The 21246-nt window shown below is 69.9% G+C and carries 17 protein-coding genes; 7 read left to right on the forward strand and 10 right to left on the reverse strand.

The window, feature by feature from the left end; translation table 11 throughout:
- Positions 1-19: 19 nt before the first annotated feature.
- The 3 genes from EHF32_RS01495 to EHF32_RS01505 are packed head-to-tail and all read left to right on the forward strand — an operon-like array spanning position 20 to position 5624.
- Positions 20-2797 carry an FtsK/SpoIIIE domain-containing protein gene (locus tag EHF32_RS01495; RefSeq protein ID WP_137416477.1) on the forward strand — a complete coding sequence of 926 codons (2778 nt, stop codon included), beginning with the start codon at positions 20-22 and terminating at the stop codon, positions 2795-2797.
- A 32-nt stretch (positions 2798-2829) separates the two neighbouring features.
- Positions 2830-4368, forward strand: a complete 1539-nt coding sequence (locus EHF32_RS01500; protein ID WP_137416478.1) for an APC family permease — start codon at positions 2830-2832, stop codon at positions 4366-4368.
- 14 nt (positions 4369-4382) lie between these two features.
- Positions 4383-5624, forward strand: a complete 1242-nt coding sequence (locus EHF32_RS01505; protein WP_137416479.1) for a saccharopine dehydrogenase family protein — start codon at positions 4383-4385, stop codon at positions 5622-5624.
- Here EHF32_RS01505 and EHF32_RS01510 read toward each other — a convergent pair.
- Positions 5605-6594 (reverse strand): asparaginase, encoded by a 990-nt coding sequence (locus EHF32_RS01510; RefSeq protein WP_137416480.1) that lies wholly within the window; start codon positions 6592-6594, stop codon positions 5605-5607. The two genes, EHF32_RS01505 and EHF32_RS01510, sit on opposite strands and share 20 nt — an antisense overlap.
- A 47-nt stretch (positions 6595-6641) precedes the next feature.
- On the opposite strand from EHF32_RS01510, the gene EHF32_RS01515 reads away from it, so the two are divergent.
- The gene (locus tag EHF32_RS01515; RefSeq protein ID WP_137416481.1) at positions 6642-7115 is read left to right on the forward strand and encodes an OsmC family protein; all 474 of its coding nucleotides are present in this window, start codon (positions 6642-6644) and stop codon (positions 7113-7115) included.
- 66 nt (positions 7116-7181) lie between these two features.
- Here EHF32_RS01515 and glpK read toward each other — a convergent pair whose 3' ends face one another.
- From glpK to EHF32_RS01530, 3 genes are all read right to left on the reverse strand, one after another.
- Positions 7182-8693, reverse strand: coding sequence for a glycerol kinase GlpK (gene glpK, locus EHF32_RS01520; RefSeq protein ID WP_137416482.1), 1512 nt, complete (start codon positions 8691-8693; stop codon positions 7182-7184).
- An 85-nt stretch (positions 8694-8778) separates the two neighbouring features.
- Positions 8779-9537: an MIP/aquaporin family protein gene (locus tag EHF32_RS01525; RefSeq protein ID WP_137416483.1), complete on the reverse strand. Its 759-nt coding sequence runs from the start codon at positions 9535-9537 to the stop codon at positions 8779-8781.
- 120 nt (positions 9538-9657) lie between these two features.
- Complete coding sequence (locus EHF32_RS01530; RefSeq protein WP_137416484.1) at positions 9658-11367, reverse strand: glycerol-3-phosphate dehydrogenase/oxidase; 1710 nt, start codon at positions 11365-11367, stop codon at positions 9658-9660.
- Between the two features lie 114 nt (positions 11368-11481).
- On the opposite strand from EHF32_RS01530, the gene EHF32_RS01535 reads away from it, so the two are divergent.
- Complete coding sequence (locus tag EHF32_RS01535) at positions 11482-12519, forward strand: sugar-binding transcriptional regulator (protein WP_137416485.1); 1038 nt, start codon at positions 11482-11484, stop codon at positions 12517-12519.
- Here the strand turns inward: EHF32_RS01535 and dhaM are convergent.
- The 4 genes from dhaM to EHF32_RS01555 all read right to left on the reverse strand — a co-directional run bounded on the left by dhaM (position 12462) and on the right by EHF32_RS01555 (position 15659).
- On the reverse strand, positions 12462-13199 hold the full coding sequence (gene dhaM / locus EHF32_RS01540) for a dihydroxyacetone kinase phosphoryl donor subunit DhaM (RefSeq protein WP_137416486.1): 738 nt from the start codon (positions 13197-13199) through the stop codon (positions 12462-12464). The two genes, EHF32_RS01535 and dhaM, sit on opposite strands and share 58 nt — an antisense overlap.
- Complete coding sequence (dhaL, locus tag EHF32_RS01545) at positions 13196-13834, reverse strand: dihydroxyacetone kinase subunit DhaL (protein WP_137416487.1); 639 nt, start codon at positions 13832-13834, stop codon at positions 13196-13198. The genes dhaM and dhaL overlap by 4 nt, the downstream gene beginning before the upstream one ends.
- A gap of 7 nt (positions 13835-13841) precedes the next feature.
- Entirely contained in the window at positions 13842-14837 is a 996-nt protein-coding gene (gene dhaK, locus EHF32_RS01550) for a dihydroxyacetone kinase subunit DhaK (protein WP_137416488.1), read from the reverse strand.
- A 96-nt stretch (positions 14838-14933) separates the two neighbouring features.
- Complete coding sequence (locus EHF32_RS01555; protein ID WP_238343862.1) at positions 14934-15659, reverse strand: lysophospholipid acyltransferase family protein; 726 nt, start codon at positions 15657-15659, stop codon at positions 14934-14936.
- A 187-nt stretch (positions 15660-15846) separates the two neighbouring features.
- Between EHF32_RS01555 and EHF32_RS01560 the strand changes: the two genes are divergently transcribed.
- Both EHF32_RS01560 and dxr read left to right on the forward strand, forming a co-directional pair.
- Positions 15847-16791 (forward strand): FKBP-type peptidyl-prolyl cis-trans isomerase, encoded by a 945-nt coding sequence (locus tag EHF32_RS01560; RefSeq protein WP_137416490.1) that lies wholly within the window; start codon positions 15847-15849, stop codon positions 16789-16791.
- A gap of 4 nt (positions 16792-16795) precedes the next feature.
- Positions 16796-17884, forward strand: coding sequence for a 1-deoxy-D-xylulose-5-phosphate reductoisomerase (gene dxr / locus EHF32_RS01565; protein WP_137416491.1), 1089 nt, complete (start codon positions 16796-16798; stop codon positions 17882-17884).
- Here the strand turns inward: dxr and pflA are convergent.
- Together pflA and pflB are read right to left on the reverse strand one after the other, a co-directional pair.
- Positions 17878-18780 carry a pyruvate formate-lyase-activating protein gene (gene pflA, locus EHF32_RS01570; protein ID WP_137416492.1) on the reverse strand — a complete coding sequence of 301 codons (903 nt, stop codon included), beginning with the start codon at positions 18778-18780 and terminating at the stop codon, positions 17878-17880. The genes dxr and pflA overlap by 7 nt on opposite strands.
- Before the next feature lie 7 nt (positions 18781-18787).
- The gene (gene pflB, locus EHF32_RS01575) at positions 18788-21064 is read right to left on the reverse strand and encodes a formate C-acetyltransferase (protein ID WP_137416493.1); all 2277 of its coding nucleotides are present in this window, start codon (positions 21062-21064) and stop codon (positions 18788-18790) included.
- Positions 21065-21246: the final 182 nt, after the last annotated feature.

The following is a 21246-nucleotide window of genomic DNA, read 5'->3' on the forward strand; positions in this document are numbered from 1 at the left end:
CGCGGTCCACACTGGGGTCGTGTTCACCCCTCAGCCGGCCACCGGTCGCGCCGCTGCCTCGTCGGCGCATCTGACCCTGCCGCCACCGGATCCGCCCCGACGCCGCCAGCCGATCCCGTGGCTGGCTTCTCTCGCCCCTGTGCTGGGGGCGTTCGTGCTCTGGCAGGTGACCGGTTATGCCGGCGTGCTGTGGTTCGCGCTGCTCGGACCCGTGATCGCCGTCGCGGGGGTGCTGGACGGATCCCGGGCTGGCCGCCGCGCCGCGAGAGAGCAGCAGCGGGTTCGCGCGGCGCTGGCGCTGCGCATCCGCGAGGAGATCGACCGCCGCCACGCTGTGGAGCGCTCGGAGGCGTCACGCGCGACGCCCACTCTCGACGGCTACCTCGACGAACCGGGGGAGCTGTGGCGACCGCATCCGTCACGCGGCGGGCTGCTCGTCGTGGGTCGCGGCGACGTCGTCAGCGACGTCCGTGTCAGCGCCGCGGACGATGAGCTCTCCCGCGAACTGATCACGCGCGCCGGGACCGTCTCGGACGCGCCCGTGACGGTCCCGCTCGGCGCGGGAATCGCCGTGCGCGGTCCCCGGGTCATCGCGTCAGCGGTGGCTCGCGCGCTCGTGCTGCAGTTGTGCTGCACGCATCCGCCCGGTTCGCTCCGTGTCGTGACCGAAGCCGCCGATCCGTGGATCGCCGCACTGCCGCACCGCGCCGGGTCCGGGGTGCCGTGCCACCTTGACGTCGACGCCGCGCAGGTGCGTGGCCGCGAGGACGCGGCCGTGCTCGTCGTCGAACCGCACGAGCCGGTGCCGACGCGGTGCGCGGCGGTGCTCACCCTCGACGACATCCACCGCGCCCGACTGGAGTACGCCGGGCGCGCGGTCGACGTGTGTGTCGACGTCCTCTCGGCCGCTCAGGCCGTGCGACTCGCGTCCGCGCTGGGGGAGCGGCACCGGGCGTTGCCGGGGCGGCGTGAGCTGCCGCCAGCGGTCGCGGCGCGCGAGCTCGAGCACCCGACAGCGGGGGACGGTCTCGCCGTGGCGATCGGCGCCGACGGGAACGGACCGGCGATCGTCGATCTCGTCGCCGACGGTCCGCATGCCCTCGTGGCCGGGATGACCGGCTCCGGCAAGAGCGAGCTCCTGGTCACGTGGGTGGCGCAGCTGGCGTCGACGCGCAGCACGCGGGAGGTCACGTTCCTGCTGGCGGATTTCAAGGGCGGGACCGCGTTCGACGCCCTCGCGCAGCTGCCGCACGTCGCGGGTGTGCTGACCGACCTCGACCCGTATGCGACGCAGCGCGCGCTGGAGAGCCTGCGGGCGGAGGTCCGGCGCCGTGAACGTGCGCTCGCCGCGGCGGGCGCGCGCGATGTCGCCGACGCGGGTGTGGAGCTGCCGCGCCTCGTGGTGGTGGTCGACGAGTTCGCCGCCCTGCTGGAGGCACACCGCGAACTCGGCACGCTGTTCGCCGACCTGGCCGCGCGCGGGCGGGCGTTGGGCATCCATCTGATCCTCGGCACGCAACGTGCCGCGGGCGTCGTGCGCGAGTCTCTGCTGGCGAACTGTCCGCTCCGCGTGAGTCTGCGGGTCGTCGACGATGCCGACAGTCGCTTCGTCATCGGCACTCACGCCGCCGCGGAGATCTCGGGAGAGCTCGCATCCCGCGGCACCGCCTTCGTGCGGCGCGCCGGCGATGCGGAGCCGCATGCCCTTCGCGTGGCGCGGACCACTCCCGCGGATGTGGCGACGATCCGCGACCGTCGCCGTGCGGAGCCCGCTCCTCGGCGTCCCTGGCAGCCCCCGCTTCCGGAGCGCTGGCCGCTGTCCGAAGCACCGGTGAGCGCCGACCGACCCGTCGTCGGGCTCGTCGACGAACCGGATCATCAGCGTCAGCGCGCCGCGCGGCTCGAGCAGGACGACGCCGGCGTCCTCGTCCTCGGCGGCCCCGGAAGCGGGCGGACCACCGCGCTCGCTGCGCTCGCCGCGCAGTGTCCCGCGCGGTGGCTTCCGGGCGACCCCGAAGGATTCTGGGACGCGTTGTGCGAGCTCGACGGGGCCGACGATGCTCTCGTGGTGGTGGACGACCTGGATGCGGCGCTGGCCGGTCTTCCGCCGGACTACGCGGCGGCCGCTCTGGCCATGATCGAGCGGTCCTGTCGATCCGCACGCGCCGAGGGGCGGCGCTTCGCGATCTCCGGCGGGCGGGCCATGGGTCCGCTCGCACGCATCGCCGACCTCCTCCCGAGGCGCGTGCTGCTGCGGATGCCGAGCAAGATCGATCACCTCGGCGCGGGAGGCGCGCCCGAGCTCTTCGATGCGCAGGCTCCCGCCGGGCGGGGCGCTCTCGACGGCCGCCCGATCCAGGTCCCGTGGGTCGAGGCCCCGCTCCGGGTGGCCGCCGTGGATCCTCCTCTCTACGCGGGCGGCGCGGGTCCGGTGGGCGTCGTCATCCGCGACGGGATGCAGGCGCGACGGGTCGCAGCAGCTCTCGCCGACCGAGGGTGCGACATCGTCGCCATGGCCGACGTCGATCGCGCGGCCCCGGGCGCCGCGCGTGCGATCGTCGCGGACCCCGAACTGTGGCAGAGATCGTGGCCCGTGCTGCAGATGGTCCGCGCGCGCGGCGATCTGCTCGTGGACGCGGAGTGTGCAGCGGAGTACCGGATCCTCACCGGTGATCGCGCATTGCCGCCCTTCTGCGCTCCCGGGCGCGGGCGAGCGTGGCTCGTGCGAGAGGGCGCCCTGCCCGTGCGTGTGCAGCTGCCGGGCGTCGATGCGGCCCGCGCGCGACGGATCGCTTGACCGCCCATGTGTCCGACCCCTAACGTCTGGGCATGACAACCACCCCCATCCACCTGCAGCGCCCGGACGGGAAGGGGCTCGCGGCGGGGACGCTGGGGCTCTGGGGCTCGACCGTCATCGGGCTCGCGTCCACGGCGCCGGTGTACTCGCTCGTGGCCACGCTCGGTTTCGTGGTGCTCGCGGTGGGGGCCCAGGCGCCCATCGCCTTCATCATCGCCTTCATCCCGATGCTGTTCATCGCCTTCGCGTACCGCGAGCTGAACCGGGCGGTCCCCGACTGCGGGACGACCTTCACCTGGGGCACCAAGGCGTTCGGTCCGTGGGTGGGCTGGATGGGCGGATGGGGTGTGGCAGTCGCCGGGATGGTGGTTCTGGCCAACCTCGCCCAGATCGCCTCGATCTACTTCTGGGCGCTGTTCGGCCTCGAGTTCGAGAACAACGACTGGCGGATCCTGCTGGTCGCGGTGGCGTTCATCGCCGCGATGACCTGGGTGAGTTGGCGCGGCGTCGAGATCGGCGAGCGCATCCAGAACATCCTGCTCGCGATCCAGTACCTCGCGCTCGCGATCTTCGTGGTGGCGGCACTCTGGCAGTTCTTCGGAGGCACAGCCCCCAACCCGACGCCTTTCGACATCTCATGGCTCGACCCCTTCGGGTTCGCCGACTGGAGCGGATTCACGGAGGCGGTGCTGCTGGCCCTGTTCATCTACTGGGGATGGGACACCTGTCTGGCCCTGAACGAGGAGACCAAGGACCCCAAGCGCACGCCCGGGCGCGCGGCGCTGTTGACCACGGTCATCCTGCTCGTGACCTATGTCTCGGTGACGATCGCGGCCATGATGTACGCGGGCCTGGGCGAGGACGGCGTGGGGCTGGGCAACGAGAGCAACGCCGACGACTTCTTCCTCGCCATCAAGGACGGGCTCCTCGGCCCCTTCGGATGGGTGCTGGTCGTCGCCGTCCTCATCTCCGCCGTGTCGTCGACCCAGACCACCATCCTGCCGACTGCGCGCGGCACCCTCGCGATGGGGGTCTACCGCGCGCTTCCCGCGCGGTTTAAGGACGTGCACCCGGTCTATCGCACGCCGTCGTTCTCGACGCTCGTGATGGGGGTGGTCGCTGTCGTGTACTACGTGGGGATGTCGCTCATCAGCGACAACATCCTGCAGGACTCGATCCTCTCGCTCGGACTCGCGATCGCGTTCTACTACGCCATCACTGGATACGCCTGCGTATGGTACTTCCGGCGGGAACTCTTCCGTTCGACGGGTGCCTTCGTCGTGAAGGGACTCCTTCCGCTGCTGGGCGCCCTCATGCTGACGTATGCCTTCATCCAGTCGGCGATCGACATGTGGGACGTCGACTACGGCTACACCGTCCTGTTCGGGATCGGCGGAACCTTCGTGATCGGGATCGGCGCGCTCGCCGTCGGCGTCGTGCTGATGCTCGTCTGGTTCCTCTTCCCGCGCTCGAAGAGGTTCTTCCGGGGCGAGAGCCTCAACCGCGAGACCGAGGTCCTGGTGCCGGACGAAGGCGACTACGGACGCTCGGTCGACGGCGGCCTGATCTGAGACAGGAGAACAGCATGCGCATCCTCATCATCGGCGCCGGAGGTGTCGGTTCGGCGGCGGCCCGGATCGCCGTCCGTCGCGACTTCTACGACGCCGTGGTCATCGCCGACTACGATCCGGCCAGGCCCGAGGCGCTCGTCGCCGAACTCGCCGACCCCCGCTTCAGCGCAGCTCAGGTGGATGCGTCGGATGCGGCATCGGTCGCGGCGCTCGTGCGTGACACCGGCGCCACGCACGTGCTGAACGCGGTGGATCCCCGCTTCGTCATGCCGATCTTCACCGGCGTCTTCGATGCCGGCGGCACCTATCTCGACATGGCGATGAGCCTGTCGAAGCCGCATCCGGAGAAGCCGCACGAGCTCCCGGGTGTGAAGCTCGGCGACGAGCAGTTCGCCGCTGCCGAGAAGTGGCGCGAGGCGGGGCGGCTGGCGCTCGTGGGCATCGGTGTCGAACCCGGGCTCTCGGACGTGTTCGCCCGCTACGCGCAGGACGAACTGTTCGATGAGATCGACGAACTCGGCGTGCGCGACGGCGCGAACCTCGTCGTCGAGGGCTACGAGTTCGCCCCCTCGTTCTCGATCTGGACCACGATCGAGGAATGCCTGAACCCGCCCGTGATCTACGAGAAGGATCGCGGGTGGTACACCACCCCTCCGTTCTCCGAGCCCGAGGTCTTCGACTTCCCTGCAGGGATCGGGCCGGTGGAGTGCGTGAACGTGGAGCACGAGGAGGTCCTCCTCATGCCGCGCTGGACGAACGCGAAGCGCGTCACGTTCAAGTACGGCCTGGGCGACGAGTTCATCCAGGTGCTGCAGGTGCTGCACAAGACGGGCCTCGACCGCACCGATCCGGTGAGGGTGAAGGGCGTCGAGGTGTCTCCGCGCGACGTCGTGGCGGCGGTGCTTCCCGACCCGGCGACGCTCGGCGACCGCATGACAGGCAAGACCTGCGCGGGCGTGTGGGTGCGCGGCACCGGCAAGGACGGCGCGCCGCGATCGACGTACCTGTACCACGTGGCGGACAACGAGCAGACGATGCGCCAGGACAATTCGCAGGCCGTCGTCTGGCAGACCGCGATCAATCCCGTCATCGCTCTCGAGCTCCTGGCGCGAGGGGACTGGGCGGGGGAGGGCGTGCTCGGTCCGGAGGCATTCGACGCGAGGCCGTTCCTCGACCTGCTGGCCGCGCCCGCGCCCGCGGGCTACGGCTCGCCGTGGGGGATGGTGGAGAAGGAGATCACACCGTCGGACGGATGACGCCGACGATCGCGTCGCCGCCGTGAACGGCGAGGGAGAGGTCGCGGCGCGCCGCGTCCGCCTCGGACGTCGCGAGCACACCCGCGCGCTCGAGCAGGCGCAGGCCCACCGTCGCGGTGGCGCGCGAGGAGCCGTCGAGCATCTTGACGGCCACCGTGGTGCCGTCCGGGGCCACCATGACGACGAGTCCTTCGGCGCCCGTCTTCGTGAACACGCCGGTGCGCTCGATGATCACGGTGTCCGGCCGGCCCGGTCCGTCGATCGTCCACGGGTTCTCCCGTACGGCGGCCATGAGCGTCGCGGCGCTGCGGTGCAGGGCGAACGGTGAACGCTCCGACGACGTTCCCATGCGATGCAGGGCGCGCGCCAGCCCCGTGAGCGTCACCGCCGGCACGGGAGCGCCGCATCCGTCGACCGCCACCGCGACCGGACGCTCGCCGGTCAGACGCTCCACGACCTCGCGGATGTGCTGCTGCAGCGGGTGCGCGGGATCCAGGTAGCCGTCGGTGTCCCAGCCGGTCGTGCGGCAGGCGAGCAGCATCGCCGCGTGCTTGCCGGAGCAGTTCATCCGGATGCGCGAGCGCGTCGCGTGGTCGCGCACCATCTCGTCCCGTGTGGCCGTGTCGCCGGGCCAGGCCGGCGGGCAGCCGAGGTCGTCCTCGGTGCAGCCGGCGTCCTCGAGGATGGAGCGCACCACCGCGACGTGACGCTCGGTTCCGGCGTGGCTGGCTGTGGCGAGTCCCAGCCGCTCACCCTCCAGCGCAGCCCCGGCGGTCACGCAGGCCAGCGCCTGGAGCGGCTTGAGGGTGGAGCGCGGCAGCACCGCGGATGCGGGATCGCCGTGCGAGGCGAGGACACTGCCGTCGGGTGCGAGAACCACGGCGGAGCCGGTGTGACGCGACTCGACGAAACCGCTGCGTTCCACGACGGCGAGCTCGACGGCGGCGGTGGCGGAGAACGTCTCGGGCATCCTCTCAGCGTAGTCGGCGACCGCATCCGCCATGACAGACTGTGCCCATGCCTGGCACCCACCACTACCGTCTGAACGCTCGTTGGACCGGCAACCGCGGCACCGGAACGAGCGGATACCGCGACTATGACCGCGACGTCACCCTGACGGTCGACGGCAAGCCGGAGCTGCGCGGATCCGCCGACAAGCCGTTCCGTGGCGACCCCGAGCGGTGGAACCCCGAGGACATGCTCCTCGCTGCGCTCAGCGAGTGCCACCTGCTGTCGTACCTGCACGCGTGCGTCGTGGCGGGGGTCGTCGTCGTCTCCTACGAAGACGCCGCCGAGGGGACGATGACCGACGACGGATCAGGAGCGGGCCGCTTCACGGACGTGCTGCTGACGCCCCGCGTGGTCGTGGCGGATGCGTCGATGATCCCCGCCGCCGAGGCCGCGCACGCCACCGCCCACGAATGGTGCTTCATCGCGAACTCGGTCAACTTCCCGGTGCGCCACCACGCGCAGATCACCGCAGCCGGCTGAGAGCCGGCATGAACGACGAGATGCCCCGCGGGTCGGAACCCGCGGGGCATCTCGTCGTTCAGGGGATCAGCGCACGTCGTCGTCGACCCAGTCCATGGACTTGGTGACGGCCTTCTTCCACAGGCGCAACTGACGGTCGCGCTCCTCGGGATCCATGTTCGGCTCCCAGCGCTTGTCCTCCTGCCAGTTGGCGCGCAGATCGTCGAGGTTGTCCCAGAAGCCGACGGCCAGGCCCGCAGCGTACGCCGCACCCAGAGCCGTGGTCTCGGCGACGACCGGGCGTACGACCGGGACGCCCAGGATGTCGGCCTGGAACTGCATGAGGGCGTCGTTGGCTGTCATGCCGCCGTCGACCTTCAGCTCGGTGAGGTCGACGCCGGAGTCGGCGTTGACCGCGTCGAGCACCTCGCGCGACTGGAAGGCCGTCGCCTCGAGCGCGGCACGGGCGATGTGGCCCTTGTTCACGTATCGGGTCATGCCGACGATCGCGCCGCGGGCGTCCGGGCGCCAGTACGGAGCGAACAGGCCGGAGAACGCCGGCACGAAGTACACGCCGCCGTTGTCGTCGACGCTCTCGGCGAGTTTCTCGACCTCGGGCGCGGACGAGATGATGCCGAGCTGGTCGCGCAGCCACTGGATGAGGGAACCGGTGACGGCGATCGAGCCTTCGAGGGCATAGTGCGCCGGACCGTCGCCGAGCTTGTATCCCAGGGTCGTCAGCAGTCCGTTCTTGGAGCGGACGATCTCCTCTCCCGTCTGGAAGATCAGGAAGTTGCCGGTGCCGTAGGTGTTCTTGCTCTCGCCCGGGTCGTATGCCGCCTGACCGAAGGTGGCGGCCTGCTGGTCGCCCAGGATGCCGGCGACCGGGGTCTCGCGCAGCAGCGACGAGGACTCGGCGGTGCCGTAGACCTCCGACGAGGAGCGGATCTCCGGCATCATCGAGCGCGGCACGCCGAAGTCGGCGAGGATGTCGTCGCGCCATTGCAGCGTCTCGAGGTCCATGAACAGCGTCCGGCTCGCGTTGGTGACGTCCGTCGCGTGAACGCCGCCCTCGGTGCCGCCGGTGAGGTTCCAGAGCACCCACGTGTCGGTGGTGCCGAAGATCAGGTCGCCGGCCTCCGCCTTCTCGCGCGCGCCCTCGACGTTCTCGAGGATCCACACGATCTTGGTTCCGGAGAAGTAGGTCGCCAGCGGCAGGCCCACGATGTCCTTGTAGCGGTCGGTGTCACCGTCCGCGAGACGGTCGACGATCGACTGCGTGCGGGTGTCCTGCCAGACGATGGCGTTGTAGACGGGCTTCCCGGTGTTCTTGTCCCAGACCACGGCGGTCTCGCGCTGGTTGGTGATGCCGATCGCGGCGATGTCGTGACGGGTGATGTCGGCGCGGCTCAGCGCGAGACCGATGACCTCCTGGGTGTTGCGCCAGATCTCGGCGGGGTCGTGCTCGACCCAGCCGGCCTTCGGGAAGATCTGCTCGTGCTCCTTCTGCCCGACGGAGATCACGCTTCCCTTGCGGTCGAAGATCATCGCGCGCGTCGAGGTGGTTCCCTGGTCGATGGCGAGGACGTAGTCAGCCATTGGATGGACTTCCTTGTCTATTGGTTCGGATGGTGGGGAGGGTGGGCGGCGCGCGGGTGCCCCGCCCACCCGGGAGTGGGTCGGATCAGGCGACGACGAAGCCCAGCAGGGCCGGTGCGAGCAGGCCGGCGAGCGTGCCACCGATGAGCGGACCGACGACCGGCACCCACGAGTAGGACCAGTCGCTGGAGCCCTTGCCCTTGATGGGCAGGATGGCGTGCGCGATACGCGGGCCCAGGTCGCGGGCGGGGTTGATCGCGTATCCGGTCGGGCCACCGAGGGAGGCGCCGATGCCGACCACGAGCAGCGCCACCGGCACGGCCGCCAGACCGCCGAGGCCGCCGGGGACGCCGATGTCGGCGACGCCGTAGTTACGGAATCCGAAGATGACGAACACGAGCACGAAGGTCGCGATGATCTCCGTCATGAGGTTCCAGCCGTAGGAGCGGATCGCCGGCCCCGTGGAGAACACGCCGAGCTTGTTCGCCGGGTCGGGCTCTTCGTCGAAGTGCTGCTTGTAGGCGACCCAGCACAGGACGGCGCCGATGATGGCACCCAGCATCTGGGCGAGCACCGCGATCCCGAACTGCGCGACGCTGATGTCGCCGTGCACGAGGAGACCGATGGACACGGCCGGGTTGAGCTGTGCACCGGAGTACGCCGAGACGATGACGCCGGCGAAGACCGCGAGGCCCCAGCCCCAGTTGACGAGCAGGAATCCGCCGCCATTGCCCTTGGTCTTCGCCAGAGCGACGTTCGCCACCACACCGCAACCGAGCAACAGCAGCATGGCCGTTCCCACGGTCTCGGAGAGGAAGTACAAACCGAGATTGACTTCGTTCATGTCTTCATTGACCTTTCAGTGATGCCCGCCTGTCGCCCCTTCGTGCGGCGGGATATCGGGTTGCTCTGAACCTAGAGCGGGTGTGCGGGCGCGCACCAGAGGACGCGCCCGCACGTTCTCTCAGGAAGCCAGCCGTCCGCCCTCCGCGAGGTCGATACGGTGGTCGTCCCGAAGGATCTGGGTGGCGTGAGCGATCTCCTCGCTCACCCGCTCGTCATCCCAACCGAGCGGCTCGGCGATCGCCTCTGCGGCCTCCTGGAGGGTGGCCGTGCTCAGCCCGCCGACGAAGGCGATGTCTGTACGGCGCAGCAGCAGGTCGATGAGGTGCACGACCTGCTCGGTGCGCGCGAGGTAGGCGAGTTCTTCGCGGAAGTAGCCGTGCGCGTGCTCGAGCTCGGTCGGCTGGGCCGGGAGGTCGGCGAGCACGGCCTCGGCGCGCGTGCCGTAGCGGTCCAGCAGGCTGAGCACAAGGGATGCGGAGTGACGGCCGCTGCGCTCGGCGACCCACGCGCGGCGCGCTTCCGGGGTCATCGGGTACCCCTTGCCGCCGCCGATCGCCAGGCCCTGCGTGCTCACTCGGTGCGTGCGGCCCAGTTTCTCGAGCGCGCGGGTGCTGAGGTGCTCCGCCAGTGCGCGGAAGGTCGTCCACTTGCCGCCGACGAGGCTGAGGGTCGGCGTCTTGCCGAGCGTGCCGTCGACGATGCGGTAGTCGCGGGAGACGAAGCCCGGAGCCGTGTCGTCGTGACGCGGCAGCGGACGGATGCCGGAGAAGGTGTAGACGATCTGAGACCGGTCGACCTCGATCGTCGGGAAGACGTGGCGCACGAGGTCGAAGAAGTACTGGATCTCGTCGTCGGTGCAGGTGACCTTCTTGGAAGGGTCGGCGTCGATGTCGGTGGTGCCGACGAGGACGCGGCCCTTGAGCGGGTAGATCAGCACGATGCGCCCGTCCGAGTGCTCGAAGAAGATCTCCCGACCGCGGGTGGCCGCCAGCAGTTCCGGGTTGTCGAGCACGATGTGCGAGCCCTTGGTACCGCCCATGTAGCGGGTGGGGGTTCCGAGGGCGGCGTTGGTGAGGTCGGTCCACGGCCCCGACGTGTTCAGGACGACCTTGGCCGCCACGGTGAACTCGGTGCCCGTGACCTCGTCGCGAAGCAGCACGCCGTTCTGGTCCGCGCCGATCGCCGTGACGTAGTTCGCGGCCATCGCGGAGCCGTCCTCGAGGCCGTCCGAGAGGACGTCCAGAGCGAGGCGCTCCGGGTCGTGCATGGAGGCGTCGTAGTACGTCGCCGTGTAGGCGAGCCCCTCGTTCATCTTCGGGAAATCGGCGAGCGACTTCTTCTTGCCGACGAACCGGTGCCGCGGGACGGAGCCGCCGTCGCGCGAGAAGGTGTCGTAGATCACGAGGCCGATCTTGATCAGCAGCGCGCCACGCTCGTTGGGCTTGCCGCGACGGTGTGTGACCAGCAGCCGGAAGGGCGCGGACAGGATCCCCGAGAAGGTCTTGAAGATGGGGATCGTCGTCGGCAGAGGCCGGACGTAGTGCGGGGCCGTCTTCAGCAGCGCGTTGCGTTCGGTGACCGCCTCCTTCACGAGGCGGAACTCACCGTTCTCGAGGTAGCGCACGCCGCCGTGCACCATGTGGCTGGATGCGCTCGATGCGCCGGAGACGAAGTCCCCGCGCTCGACGAGGGCGGCCTTGACCCCCTGGAGCGAGAGGTCGCGGAGCGTGGCGATGCCGTTGATCCCGCCGCCCACGACGAGAACGTCGAGATCCTGAGCGTCGCGGATCTGTGCGACCTGAGGCCGTAGCGAGGGAGAGAGCGACATGTCGTCGTCGACCTTTCGTATCGATGGAACCTTGGCAGGTTGCATGGAAATGGGAACTCGTCGCAAGTTCTCTGCACAAACGTGCAGAATGGGGGGACGGGCGAAGGGATGATCATGGCGGAGGCCGGGTCGATGAAGGTGCGCGACGCGTTGCGCGCAGCACAGCTGTACTACCTGCAGGACCTCACGATGGAGGCGATCGCGCGCGAGATGCACACCTCGCGCTCCTCGGTCTCCCGGCTGATCTCCCATGCGCGCGACACGGGCCTGGTGTCGATCTCGGTGCACTCCCCGCTCGCGGCGCGCAGCCAGATCGAGGAACGGCTGGCGGAGAGGTTCGGCATCACGGTGCACATCGTGCCGACCACGAGTCACATCGGCGAGGCCGAGCGTCTCGATCGCACCGCGTTGTCGGCTGCGCGCATCCTGAGCGAGCACGTCGACTCGTCGATGACCGTCGGCATCGCCTGGGGATCTACGCTGTCGGCCATCGCCCGACACCTCCCGACCAAGCGCACCCACGACACGCACGTGGTGCAGATGAACGGAGCAGCCAACGGACACACCTTCGGTGTCCCGTACGCGGGCGAGATTCTCTCACGATTCGGCGCCGCGTGGTCCGCCTCCGTGCACCATTTCCCGGTGCCCGCGCTCTTCGACGAGGCAGCGACGAAGGAGGCGATGTGGCGGGAGAGGTCGGTGCGCGCCGTGCTGCAGATGCAGCGTCGAGTCGGCCTGTTCGTGTTCGGACTCGGATCGCCCCGCGCGGCCGTTCCCTCGCACGTCTACTCCGGCGACTACTTCGATCAGCGCGACCTGGCGCTCATCGAGCAGGAGGGTGTGGTCGGCGACTGCGCGACGATGTTCTACCGCATCGACGGATCCTCCGACATCCCGTCGCTGAATCTGCGATCCAGTGGCCCCGATCTCGATGACGTCCGCCGCATCCCGCGCCGCTTCTGCGTCATGTCGGGCCTGTCGAAGATCGACGCGCTGCAGGGCGCCCTGGCGGCAGGCCTCATCACGCACCTCGTGCTGGAGGAGACCGTCGCCCGGCGGCTCATGAGCCTTTCGCGCATGAACCCCCGGGCGGCTCAGGCCTCGCCGAAGCCGTCTTCGACGAGGGCGCGCAGCGCGTCGATCGCGGGCTGAGCCTCGCGTCCGCGCGCACGCACCCGGATGCGTGCTCCGCGCCCGATGCCCAGGGCGATCAGTGCGAGCAGACTCGCCGCGGAGACCGGACCCGATCCCGCGTCGACGTTCTCGATCTCCACGAGGGCGTCGAACTTCGCCGCGGTCTTGACGAACGTGGCTGCGGGCCGCGCGTGCAACCCCGAGGGGTTGACGACGACCGCCTCGAATGAGGCCTCGTCCTCGGCGGAGGTTGATTCGGGCGCAGGCGGTAACGGCGCCGGCATCGGTTCGCCGGACCCGGTCTCCAGGTGGCGCGCCTTCTGCGCGTATGCGCCGCCGAGCTCTGCGTGGATGCTCGTCCAGTCGGCCCCCGTCGCCGCGAGCACGACGGCCGCGACGAGTCCTTCGACGAAGGGCGCGGAGCTCAGGTGGACGCGGTCCGGGTGCTCGACGAACTCGAGCGCCATCTCGGCGCTCAGCACGGCCGAGCCGAGATCCATCAGCACGACGACGTCCTCGGTCGCGTCGAGCCGGTCGATGGATGCGGCGATCGCCGCCGCATCGGTGCCGAACCCGCCGTCCGCCGAGCCTGCGGCGATCTCGATCGGGGGCGGGCCCTCCGCCACCATCTGGGTGGCGAGGGCCACGGCGGCCTCGGCGAGCGGGCGGCTGTGCGAGACGACGACGAAACCGATCATGCGGCCGTCACCGCATCCCGCAGCGTCGTGAACAGCAGCGCCGTGGATGTCGCCCCCGGATCCTGATGACCCGCGCTTCGTTCGCCGAGATAGCTCGCCCGACCCTTGCGCGCCACGAGCGGAGTGGTGGCGTCACGACCGGCCTCGGCCGCATCGGCGGCGGCGGAGGCGACGGCCGCGAGATCCGAACCCGCGGCCGTCGCCTGCTCCCACGCGTCGACGGCGGGGAGCATCGCATCCAGCATCGTCTTGTCGCCGGGCTCGGCCTTGCCGCGTGTGCGAACGCCCTCGGCGCCGGCGCGGAGCGCCGTGCCGAGGGTGGCGGCGTCCATCGCGTCGGTGGCGCCCGCCGCGCCCCCGAAGCGGAGGAAGAACGTGCCGTACAGCGGCCCGCTCGCGCCACCGACGGTCGAGACCAGCGTCATCCCGACGGTCTTGAACAGCGCCGCCGCATCCGCCGGCGGAGTCGCCTGCATCGCCGCCACGACGGCCTCCATTCCACGCGCCATGTTGGAGCCGTGGTCGGCGTCGCCGATGACGGAGTCGAGCTCGGTGAGCTCGGCCTGGTGCTGGACGATCTGATCACGGAAGCCGGAGATCCAGGCGGTCAGCGTCTCGAGGGTGGCTGCGGTCATCGCACGCTCACGCTCCCCAGCGCAGGCCCGGCGTGACCACCGGAGCGTCCCACAAGCGCACGAACTCGTCGTCGGCACGCACGACGGTCAGTGAGGCGCCGGCCATGTCGAGACTCGTGATGTAGTCGCCGACCAGCACGCGCCGCACGTCGAAGCCCGCGTCCGCCAGCAGGGGCGCGATCTCGCCGTACAGGAGGTACTGCTCGATCAGGGGAGTGGCGCCGAGGCCGGAGAGCAGCACGATGGCATCGCCGCGTGCGTCGCCGAAATCGTGCACGATCGGATCGACGAGCATGCGGGCGATCTCGTGGGCGGTGGCGAGCGGCACGCGCGAACGTCCCGGTTCGCCGTGGATGCCGACGCCCACTTCCATCTCGTCCTCCGGGAGGTCGAACGTCGGCTTGCCCGCCGCGGGCACCGTGCAACTGGTCAGCGCGACGCCCATGGAGCGCCCGCTCTCGCTGACACGGGTCGCGAGAGCAGCGAGGGCGTCGAGGTCCATGCCCTCCTCGGCGGCGGCGCCCACGATCTTCTCGAGCACGACCGTCGTGCCCACGCCCCGTCGCCCCGCCGTCCAGGTGGAATCCTGCACCGCGACGTCGTCGGCGACGACGACGGATTCGACGCGCACGCCCTCTGCCGCGGCGAGCTCTGCCGCCATCTCGAAGTTGAGGACGTCGCCGGTGTAGTTCTTCACGATGTGCAGAACGCCGGCCCCGGAGTCCGCGCCCACGGTGGCCGCGAGGATCTGGTCGGGAGTGGGGGAGGTGAACACCTCGCCCGCACAGGCGGCGTCGAGCATCCCCGTCCCCACGAACCCGCCGTGCATGGGTTCGTGGCCGGAGCCGCCGCCGGAGACGAGCGCGACCTTGCCGGGGCGCGTCGCTTCGCCGCGGAAGATGACGCGGTTGGCGGAGTCGACGCGCAGTTCGGGATGCGCGAGTCGGATGCCGGTCAAAGCGTCGGAGAGTACCTGGGCCGGGTCGTTGATGAACTTCTTCACGGATGCCTCCTCATTGTGGCTTCGCAGACGCTCTGAATCTCCACCCGGTGGGGCTGAGCGTCAAGTGCCGGAAGCCGTGAATGAGAAAGTGTGCCGTCAGAGGCGCTCGTGGGGCAGGACCCGCTTGATGCGTTCGATGGCGCCGTGCGCGGGCACCTCGTTGTATGTGCCCGCCAGCTCCTGCTCCGAGAGGGCGTGGATCGCCGCCATGAGCTCGTCGGTCGCCGCGCGACGCGCGCGCCCGGAGCTGGCGGGACCGTGCGCCGAGAGATCGAGCGGCTCGCCGAAACGGATCGTGACGCGCGGCTTCGTGCGCGGGAACTTCGCCCCCACGGGCATGGCCTCGTTCGTGCCGATGAGGCCGACGGGCACCACCGGTGCGCCGGTCTGGAGGGCGAGGAAGGCGACGCCGGTACGTCCCTTGTAGAGCCTGCCGTCGAGTGAGCGCGTGCCCTCGGGATACAGCGCGATGGCCTTTCCGGCCTCCAGCATCCGCTTCTGCTGGTCGAGCGCGTCGAGCGCCGCCTGGCCGGCGCCGCGCTCGACCGGGTTCGCCCCGAGTCCGAGGAAGATCTGCCGCGAGAGCCAGCCCTTGAGTCCCGGTCCGTCGAAGTAGCTCGACTTCGCGAGGAACTGGACCGGGCGAGGAGCCGCCATGGGAATGGCGAAGGAGTCGATGAACGAGAGATGGTTCGCGGCGAAGATCACCGGTCCCGTGCGCGGGACATTCTGGCGCCCCTCGATGCGCGGGCGGTAGGCCACGCGTGCCAGAGGGGCCAGCACGCGGCGCCCGAGGAAGTACGCGAAGCCGACATCCGTCACCGGCTTGGATTCGGATGCGCGCGGATCGGGAACGTTCTCCGCGTCGCGGCTCTGCGCATCTGTCACCGTAAGAGGCTACTGCGGATTCCATTCCGTCCGGCGCATGAGGCCTCGCCGGGCCCTCTCAGCGAGGGCATGGGCGGATGCGGGATGATGGGTCAGCCCCGCACCGATTCTGGAGGTTCCCGTGCGCCGTCCGCTCCTCATCCTGTCCGCACTCGCGGTCAGCGCCCTCGCGCTCGCCGGATGCTCCGCCGCATCCTCGCCCGACGCGACCTCCGCCCCGACGGCGAGCGCCGCAGCGGACCTCTGCGCCGACGTCGCCTCCTCGGGCGCCGCCTCCGATGCGGTCAGCGTGTCGGGCGAGGCCGGCCAGCAGCCGACCGCGACCTTCACCGCTCCGTTGGACATCTCCGACGTCGAGCGGACCGTGGTCACCGAGGGCACCGGCACCCCCATCGCCGCGGGCGACTACGTCACCTACGCGCTCGCCGCCTTCGACGCGACCACGGGCCAACTTCAGGGATCCGTGGGATACGACGGCACGCCGGTGCAGCCGCAGCCTGTCGCGGCCGAGAGCGTGCTCGGCAAGGTCCTCGGCTGCGCCACCCCGGGGACCCGCGTCGTGGCGACCCTGCCCGCGAGCAGCGACAGCGCCGCACAGGTGTTCGTCGTGGATCTCATCTCCTCCACGCCCGAGGCGCAGTGGTGCCAGGCGGAGCCGTTCGCGGGCGAGGCGCCCGCGGTGACCTTCACCGACGACAAGCCCACGATCACCATTCCCGCATCGGCCCCTGAGGATGGCGTCCGAGTCGAGGTGCTCAAGGAGGGCGACGGCGACACCGTCGGCGCCGGCGATACGGTCGAGGTCAACTACGCGGGTGTGAAGTGGTCGGACGGCTCGACGTTCGATTCGAGCTACGACCGCGGACAGACGGCGAGCTTCTCCACCGACGGCGTCGTGGTGGGCTTCAAGCGAGCGCTGGAAGGGCAGAAGGCCGGCTCGCAGGTGCTGGTGTCGATGTCGCCGTCGTGCGGCTACGGCGAGGCCGGATCGTCACAGCAGCAGCTGGCGGGGGAGACGCTCGTCTTCGTCATCGACATCGTCTCCACGAAGCCGACCGAGGGCTGATCCCGTGCGGCGCGTCGTCGTCCTCGGCTCGACCGGGTCGATCGGCACCCAGGCGCTGGAGGTGATCCGGAACAATCCGGATCGCTTCCGCGTCGTCGGTCTGGCCGCGGGCACCGACCGCGCGGGTCTCGAGGCGCAGGCGGCGGAGTTCGGCGTCGCCGACACGGCGCTCGGGGCCGCCGAGGCGGAGGCGCTCGTTCGGGCCGTCGACGCGGATGTCGTCCTCAACGGCATCACGGGCTCCGTCGGGCTCGGTCCGACGCTGGCCGCGCTCGAGGAGGGGCGCACGCTGGCGCTCGCGAACAAGGAGTCGCTCATCGTCGGCGGCGAGCTGGTGACGGCGCTGGCTGCGCCGGGGCAGATCGTCCCCGTGGACTCCGAGCATTCGGCGATCGCGCAGGCTCTGCGCTCCGGCAGGCCCTCCGAGGTGCGTCGGCTCGTGCTCACCGCGTCCGGCGGACCGTTCCGAGGACGCACCCGTGAGCAACTCGCTGCGGCCACGCCGGCCGAGGCTCTCGCCCACCCGACGTGGGACATGGGGCGCGTGGTGACCACGAACTCTGCGAGCCTCGTGAACAAGGGGCTCGAGGTCATCGAGGCGCATCTGCTGTTCGGGGTGCCCTACGCGCAGATCGACGTCGTGGTGCATCCGCAGTCGATCGTCCACTCCATGGTCGAGTTCGTGGACGGATCGACGATCGCCCAGGCGTCGCCGCCGGACATGCGCCTGCCGATCTCGCTGGGGCTCGACTGGCCGCAGCGGGTGAGCGGCGTCGGAGCGCCCCTCGACTTCACCCGTGCGTCGACCTGGACGTTCGAGCCGCTCGACGAGGAGGCGTTCCCGGCGGTCGCGCTCGCCAAGAGCGTGGGAGAGGCGGGTCGCACGTACCCCGCGGTGTTCAACGCGGCCAACGAGCAGGCGGTCGACGCGTTCCACGAGGGGCGCATCGGTTTCCTCGACATCGTCGACATCGTCCGTCGCGTCGTCGACACGCACGAGGCCCCCGCGACGCTGAGTCGCGAGGGCCTGGCCGACGCCGAGAGCTGGGCGCGCCGTGCGGCGGATGCGGCGGTGGCAGCGTCCGGTCAGTAGACCGTCAGCCCTTCCGCCGCGAATTGTGCGCGCACCCGTTCGATGAGCTCCTTCTCGGGTGCGGGCGTGTCTTCGAGGGGGTAGGCGCGTCCCAGCTCGTGCCACTTGTCACGACCCATCTGATGGAAGGGCAGGACCTCCACACGGGTGACGGTGCCGGGCCGGATCTCGTTCAGGGATGCGGCGTAGCGGGCGACCGCGGCGACGTTGTCGACGTCGTCGGTGAGACCGGGGACGAGGACGAACCGGACCCACACCTCGACGTCGCCGCGACGCGCCAGGCGCTCGCCGAACTCGAGCGTCGGCTCGAGCTCCCGGCCCGTGACACGGCGGTACGTGTCGGGGTCGCCGGACTTCACGTCCAGCAGGACGAGGTCGGTGTCGGCGAGAAGCTCATCGGTGGCGTGAGCTCCCAGGTAACCGGACGTGTCGAGCGCCGCGTGGATTCCCATCGCCTTGGCGCCGCGGACCAGTCGGGCAGCGAACGCGGGCTGCATGAGCACCTCGCCTCCCGAGATGGTGAGACCCCCGCCGGTGGCACGGAAGACGCCGAGATACCGGCGGAGGCGTTCCAGGACCGCATCCGCCGTCACCGGGACGCCGTCCTTCATGGCGAACGTGTCCGGGTTCTGGCAGTACAGGCACCGCAGCGGACAGCCGTTGAGGAACAGGGTCAGGCGCGTTCCGGGGCCGTCGACCGCCGTGACCAGCTCCCATGAGTGCACGGAGCCGAGCTTGCCGGTGCGCATCGCGGCGAGACGCCCGGCGCGGTCGATGTCGGCGACGTCGAGGCCGTGGAGGCCGGCACCACCGCGACGGGTGGTGCCGGCCTCCAGGACCGGAGCGTCGAGCTGCACCGCGTCCCGGGGGAGCGGCGTGCCCAGCAGCACGGTCATGGCGCTCTCACATTCCCCCGTGGAACGTGCGGGACAGCACGTCGAGCTGCTGCTCGCGCGTCAGTCGCACGAAATTCACGGCGTAGCCGGACACCCGGATCGTCAGCTGCGGATAGGCCTCGGGGTTCTCCATGGCGTCGAGCAGCGTCTCGCGGTTCAGGACGTTGACGTTCATGTGGTACCCGTTGGAGCTGAAGTACGCGTCCAGCAGGCCTGCCAGGTTGCGCGAACGCTCGTCCGCCGTGCGGCCGAGGCCCGCCGGTACGATCGTGTTGGTCAGCGAGATCCCGTCCTGGGCCTCCGTGTACGGCACCTTCGCGACCGAGAGGGCCGAGGCCAGCATCCCGTGGGTGTCGCGTCCGTTCATCGGGTTGGCGCCCGGGGCGAACGGTTCGCCGGCCCGGCGCCCGTCGGGGGTGTTGCCCGTGGCCTTGCCGTAGACGACGTTCGAGGTGATCGTCAGCACGGACTGGGTCGGAAGCGCGTTGCGGTACATCGGGTGACGGCGGAGCTTCGCCATGAACCGTTCGACGAGCTCGACGGCGATCGCGTCCGCTCGGTCGTCGTCGTTGCCGTAGGCGGGGAAGACGCCCTCGGTGCGGTAGTCGACGACGATGCCGCGCTCATCGCGGATCGGGGTGACGGTCGCGTACTTGATGGCGGAGAGGGAGTCCGCGGCGACCGAGAGGCCGGCGATGCCGAAGGCCATCGTGCGCAGCACGTCCTTGTCGTGGAGAGCCATCTCGAGACGCTCGTACGCGTACTTGTCGTGTGACCAGTGGATGCAGTTCAGCGCCTCCACGTAGGTCGCGGCGAGCCAGTCCATCATCCGGTCGAAGCGTGCGTCCACGTCGGCGTAGTCGAGGGGGCCGTCTCCGACGGGCGTCTCCTCGGGGGCGATCTGCTCGCCCGTGACCTCGTCGCGTCCGCCGTTGATGGCGTACAGGAGGGTCTTGGCGAGGTTCACGCGGGCGCCGAAGAACTGCATCTGCTTGCCCACCCGCATCGGGGAGACGCAGCAGGCGATGGCCGCGTCGTCGCCCCACTGGGCGCGGATGAGGTCATCCGACTCGTACTGGACGGCAGAGGTGTCGATCGAGACCTGCGCGCAGAAGTTCTTGAAGCCCTCGGGCAGCTGCTCGCTCCAGAACACGGTCATGTTCGGCTCGGGTGCGGGACCCAGGTTGTAGAGCGTCTGCAGGTAGCGGAACGAGGTGCGCGTCACCAGTGGACGACCGTCCTCGCCGACGCCGCCGATGGTCTCGGTCACCCAGGTCGGGTCGCCGGAGAACAGCTGGTCGTACTCGGGAGTGCGCAGGAATCGCACGATCCGCAGCTTGATCACGAAGTCGTCGACGATCTCCTGCGCTTCGCTCTCGGTGAGCAGCCCCCGTTCGAGGTCGCGCTGGACGAACACGTCGAGGAACGTCGAGGTGCGACCGAGCGACATCGCGGCGCCGTTCTGCTCCTTCACCGAACCGAGGTAGGCGAAGTAGAGCCACTGGACCGCCTCGCGAGCGGTCGTGGCGGGCCCGGAGATGTCGTAGCCGTAGGAGGCGGCCATCTGCTTCAACTCGCCGAGGGCGCGGATCTGCTCGGCGTGCTCCTCGCGGGCGCGCACGATGTCCTCCGTGAACGGCGTCGTGTCCAGGCCGAGCTTGTCCATCTTCTTCGCGGCGATGAGCGCGTCGACACCGTAGAGCGCCACGCGGCGGTAGTCGCCGATGATCCGGCCGCGGCCGTAGGCGTCGGGCAGACCCGTGATGATGTGCGACCGGCGAGCGGCGCGCACCGAGGGGGAGTACACGTCGAAGACGCCCTCGTTGTGGGTCTTGCGGTACTGCGTGTAGATCGCCTTGAGCGTCTCGTCGACCTCGTAGCCGTAGGTCTTGAGAGCGCCCTCGACCATCCGCCATCCGCCGTTCGGCATGATCGCGCGCTTGAGCGGCGCATCGGTCTGCAGACCGACGATCAGCTCGTCGTCCTTCGCGATGTAACCGGGCTGGTGAGCGGTGATGGCGGCGGGCGTGTAGGGGTCGATGTCGTAGACGCCGCGCTCGCGCTCCTCGGGGAACATGGCGGCCAGCGTGTCCCACACCCGCGTCGTCCGCTCGGTGGGGCCGGCGAGGAACGAGCCGTCGCCGGTGTACGGGGTGTAGTTGCGCTGGATGAAGTCGCGCACGTCCACGCCGTCCTGCCACGGGCCGGCCGTGAAGCCGTCCCAGGCCTGGGGCTGGGCGTCCTGTGCGTCGCGGGAAACTCCTGCGGGGGTGACGATGCTCATGATGTCGCTTCCTTGTCCTCGTGGGGCCGGTCGCGTCGGGGTGGTGCTCGTCGTCGGGCGCCCGCCCGGCGGGCCTGTTGTCACGCTAGACCCGGGCTGCGGCGGCGTTCGGAGCATGCACGCCGTGAATAATCAGAGAGGTCAGACCACTGACTTCCTTGTGTGGGAACAACAAGGATTCC

It is taken from the genome of Microbacterium sp. RG1, assembly GCF_005347485.1.
Classification (GTDB): domain Bacteria; phylum Actinomycetota; class Actinomycetes; order Actinomycetales; family Microbacteriaceae; genus Microbacterium; species Microbacterium binotii_A.

Bases quoted from the DNA above. Each gene is read 5' to 3' on its own strand.
- EHF32_RS01500 (WP_137416478.1), top strand. From the start codon at position 2,830: ATGACAACCACCCCCATCCACCTGCAGCGCCCGGACGGGAAGGGGCTC.
- EHF32_RS01505 (WP_137416479.1), top strand. From the start codon at position 4,383: ATGCGCATCCTCATCATCGGCGCCGGAGGTGTCGGTTCGGCGGCGGCC.
- EHF32_RS01510 (WP_137416480.1), bottom strand. From the start codon at position 6,594: ATGCCCGAGACGTTCTCCGCCACCGCCGCCGTCGAGCTCGCCGTCGTG.
- EHF32_RS01515 (WP_137416481.1), top strand. From the start codon at position 6,642: ATGCCTGGCACCCACCACTACCGTCTGAACGCTCGTTGGACCGGCAAC.
- glpK (WP_137416482.1), bottom strand. From the start codon at position 8,693: ATGGCTGACTACGTCCTCGCCATCGACCAGGGAACCACCTCGACGCGC.
- EHF32_RS01525 (WP_137416483.1), bottom strand. From the start codon at position 9,537: ATGAACGAAGTCAATCTCGGTTTGTACTTCCTCTCCGAGACCGTGGGA.
- EHF32_RS01530 (WP_137416484.1), bottom strand. From the start codon at position 11,367: ATGTCGCTCTCTCCCTCGCTACGGCCTCAGGTCGCACAGATCCGCGAC.
- EHF32_RS01535 (WP_137416485.1), top strand. From the start codon at position 11,482: ATGGCGGAGGCCGGGTCGATGAAGGTGCGCGACGCGTTGCGCGCAGCA.
- dhaM (WP_137416486.1), bottom strand. From the start codon at position 13,199: ATGATCGGTTTCGTCGTCGTCTCGCACAGCCGCCCGCTCGCCGAGGCC.
- dhaL (WP_137416487.1), bottom strand. From the start codon at position 13,834: ATGACCGCAGCCACCCTCGAGACGCTGACCGCCTGGATCTCCGGCTTC.
- pflA (WP_137416492.1), bottom strand. From the start codon at position 18,780: ATGACCGTGCTGCTGGGCACGCCGCTCCCCCGGGACGCGGTGCAGCTC.
- pflB (WP_137416493.1), bottom strand. From the start codon at position 21,064: ATGAGCATCGTCACCCCCGCAGGAGTTTCCCGCGACGCACAGGACGCC.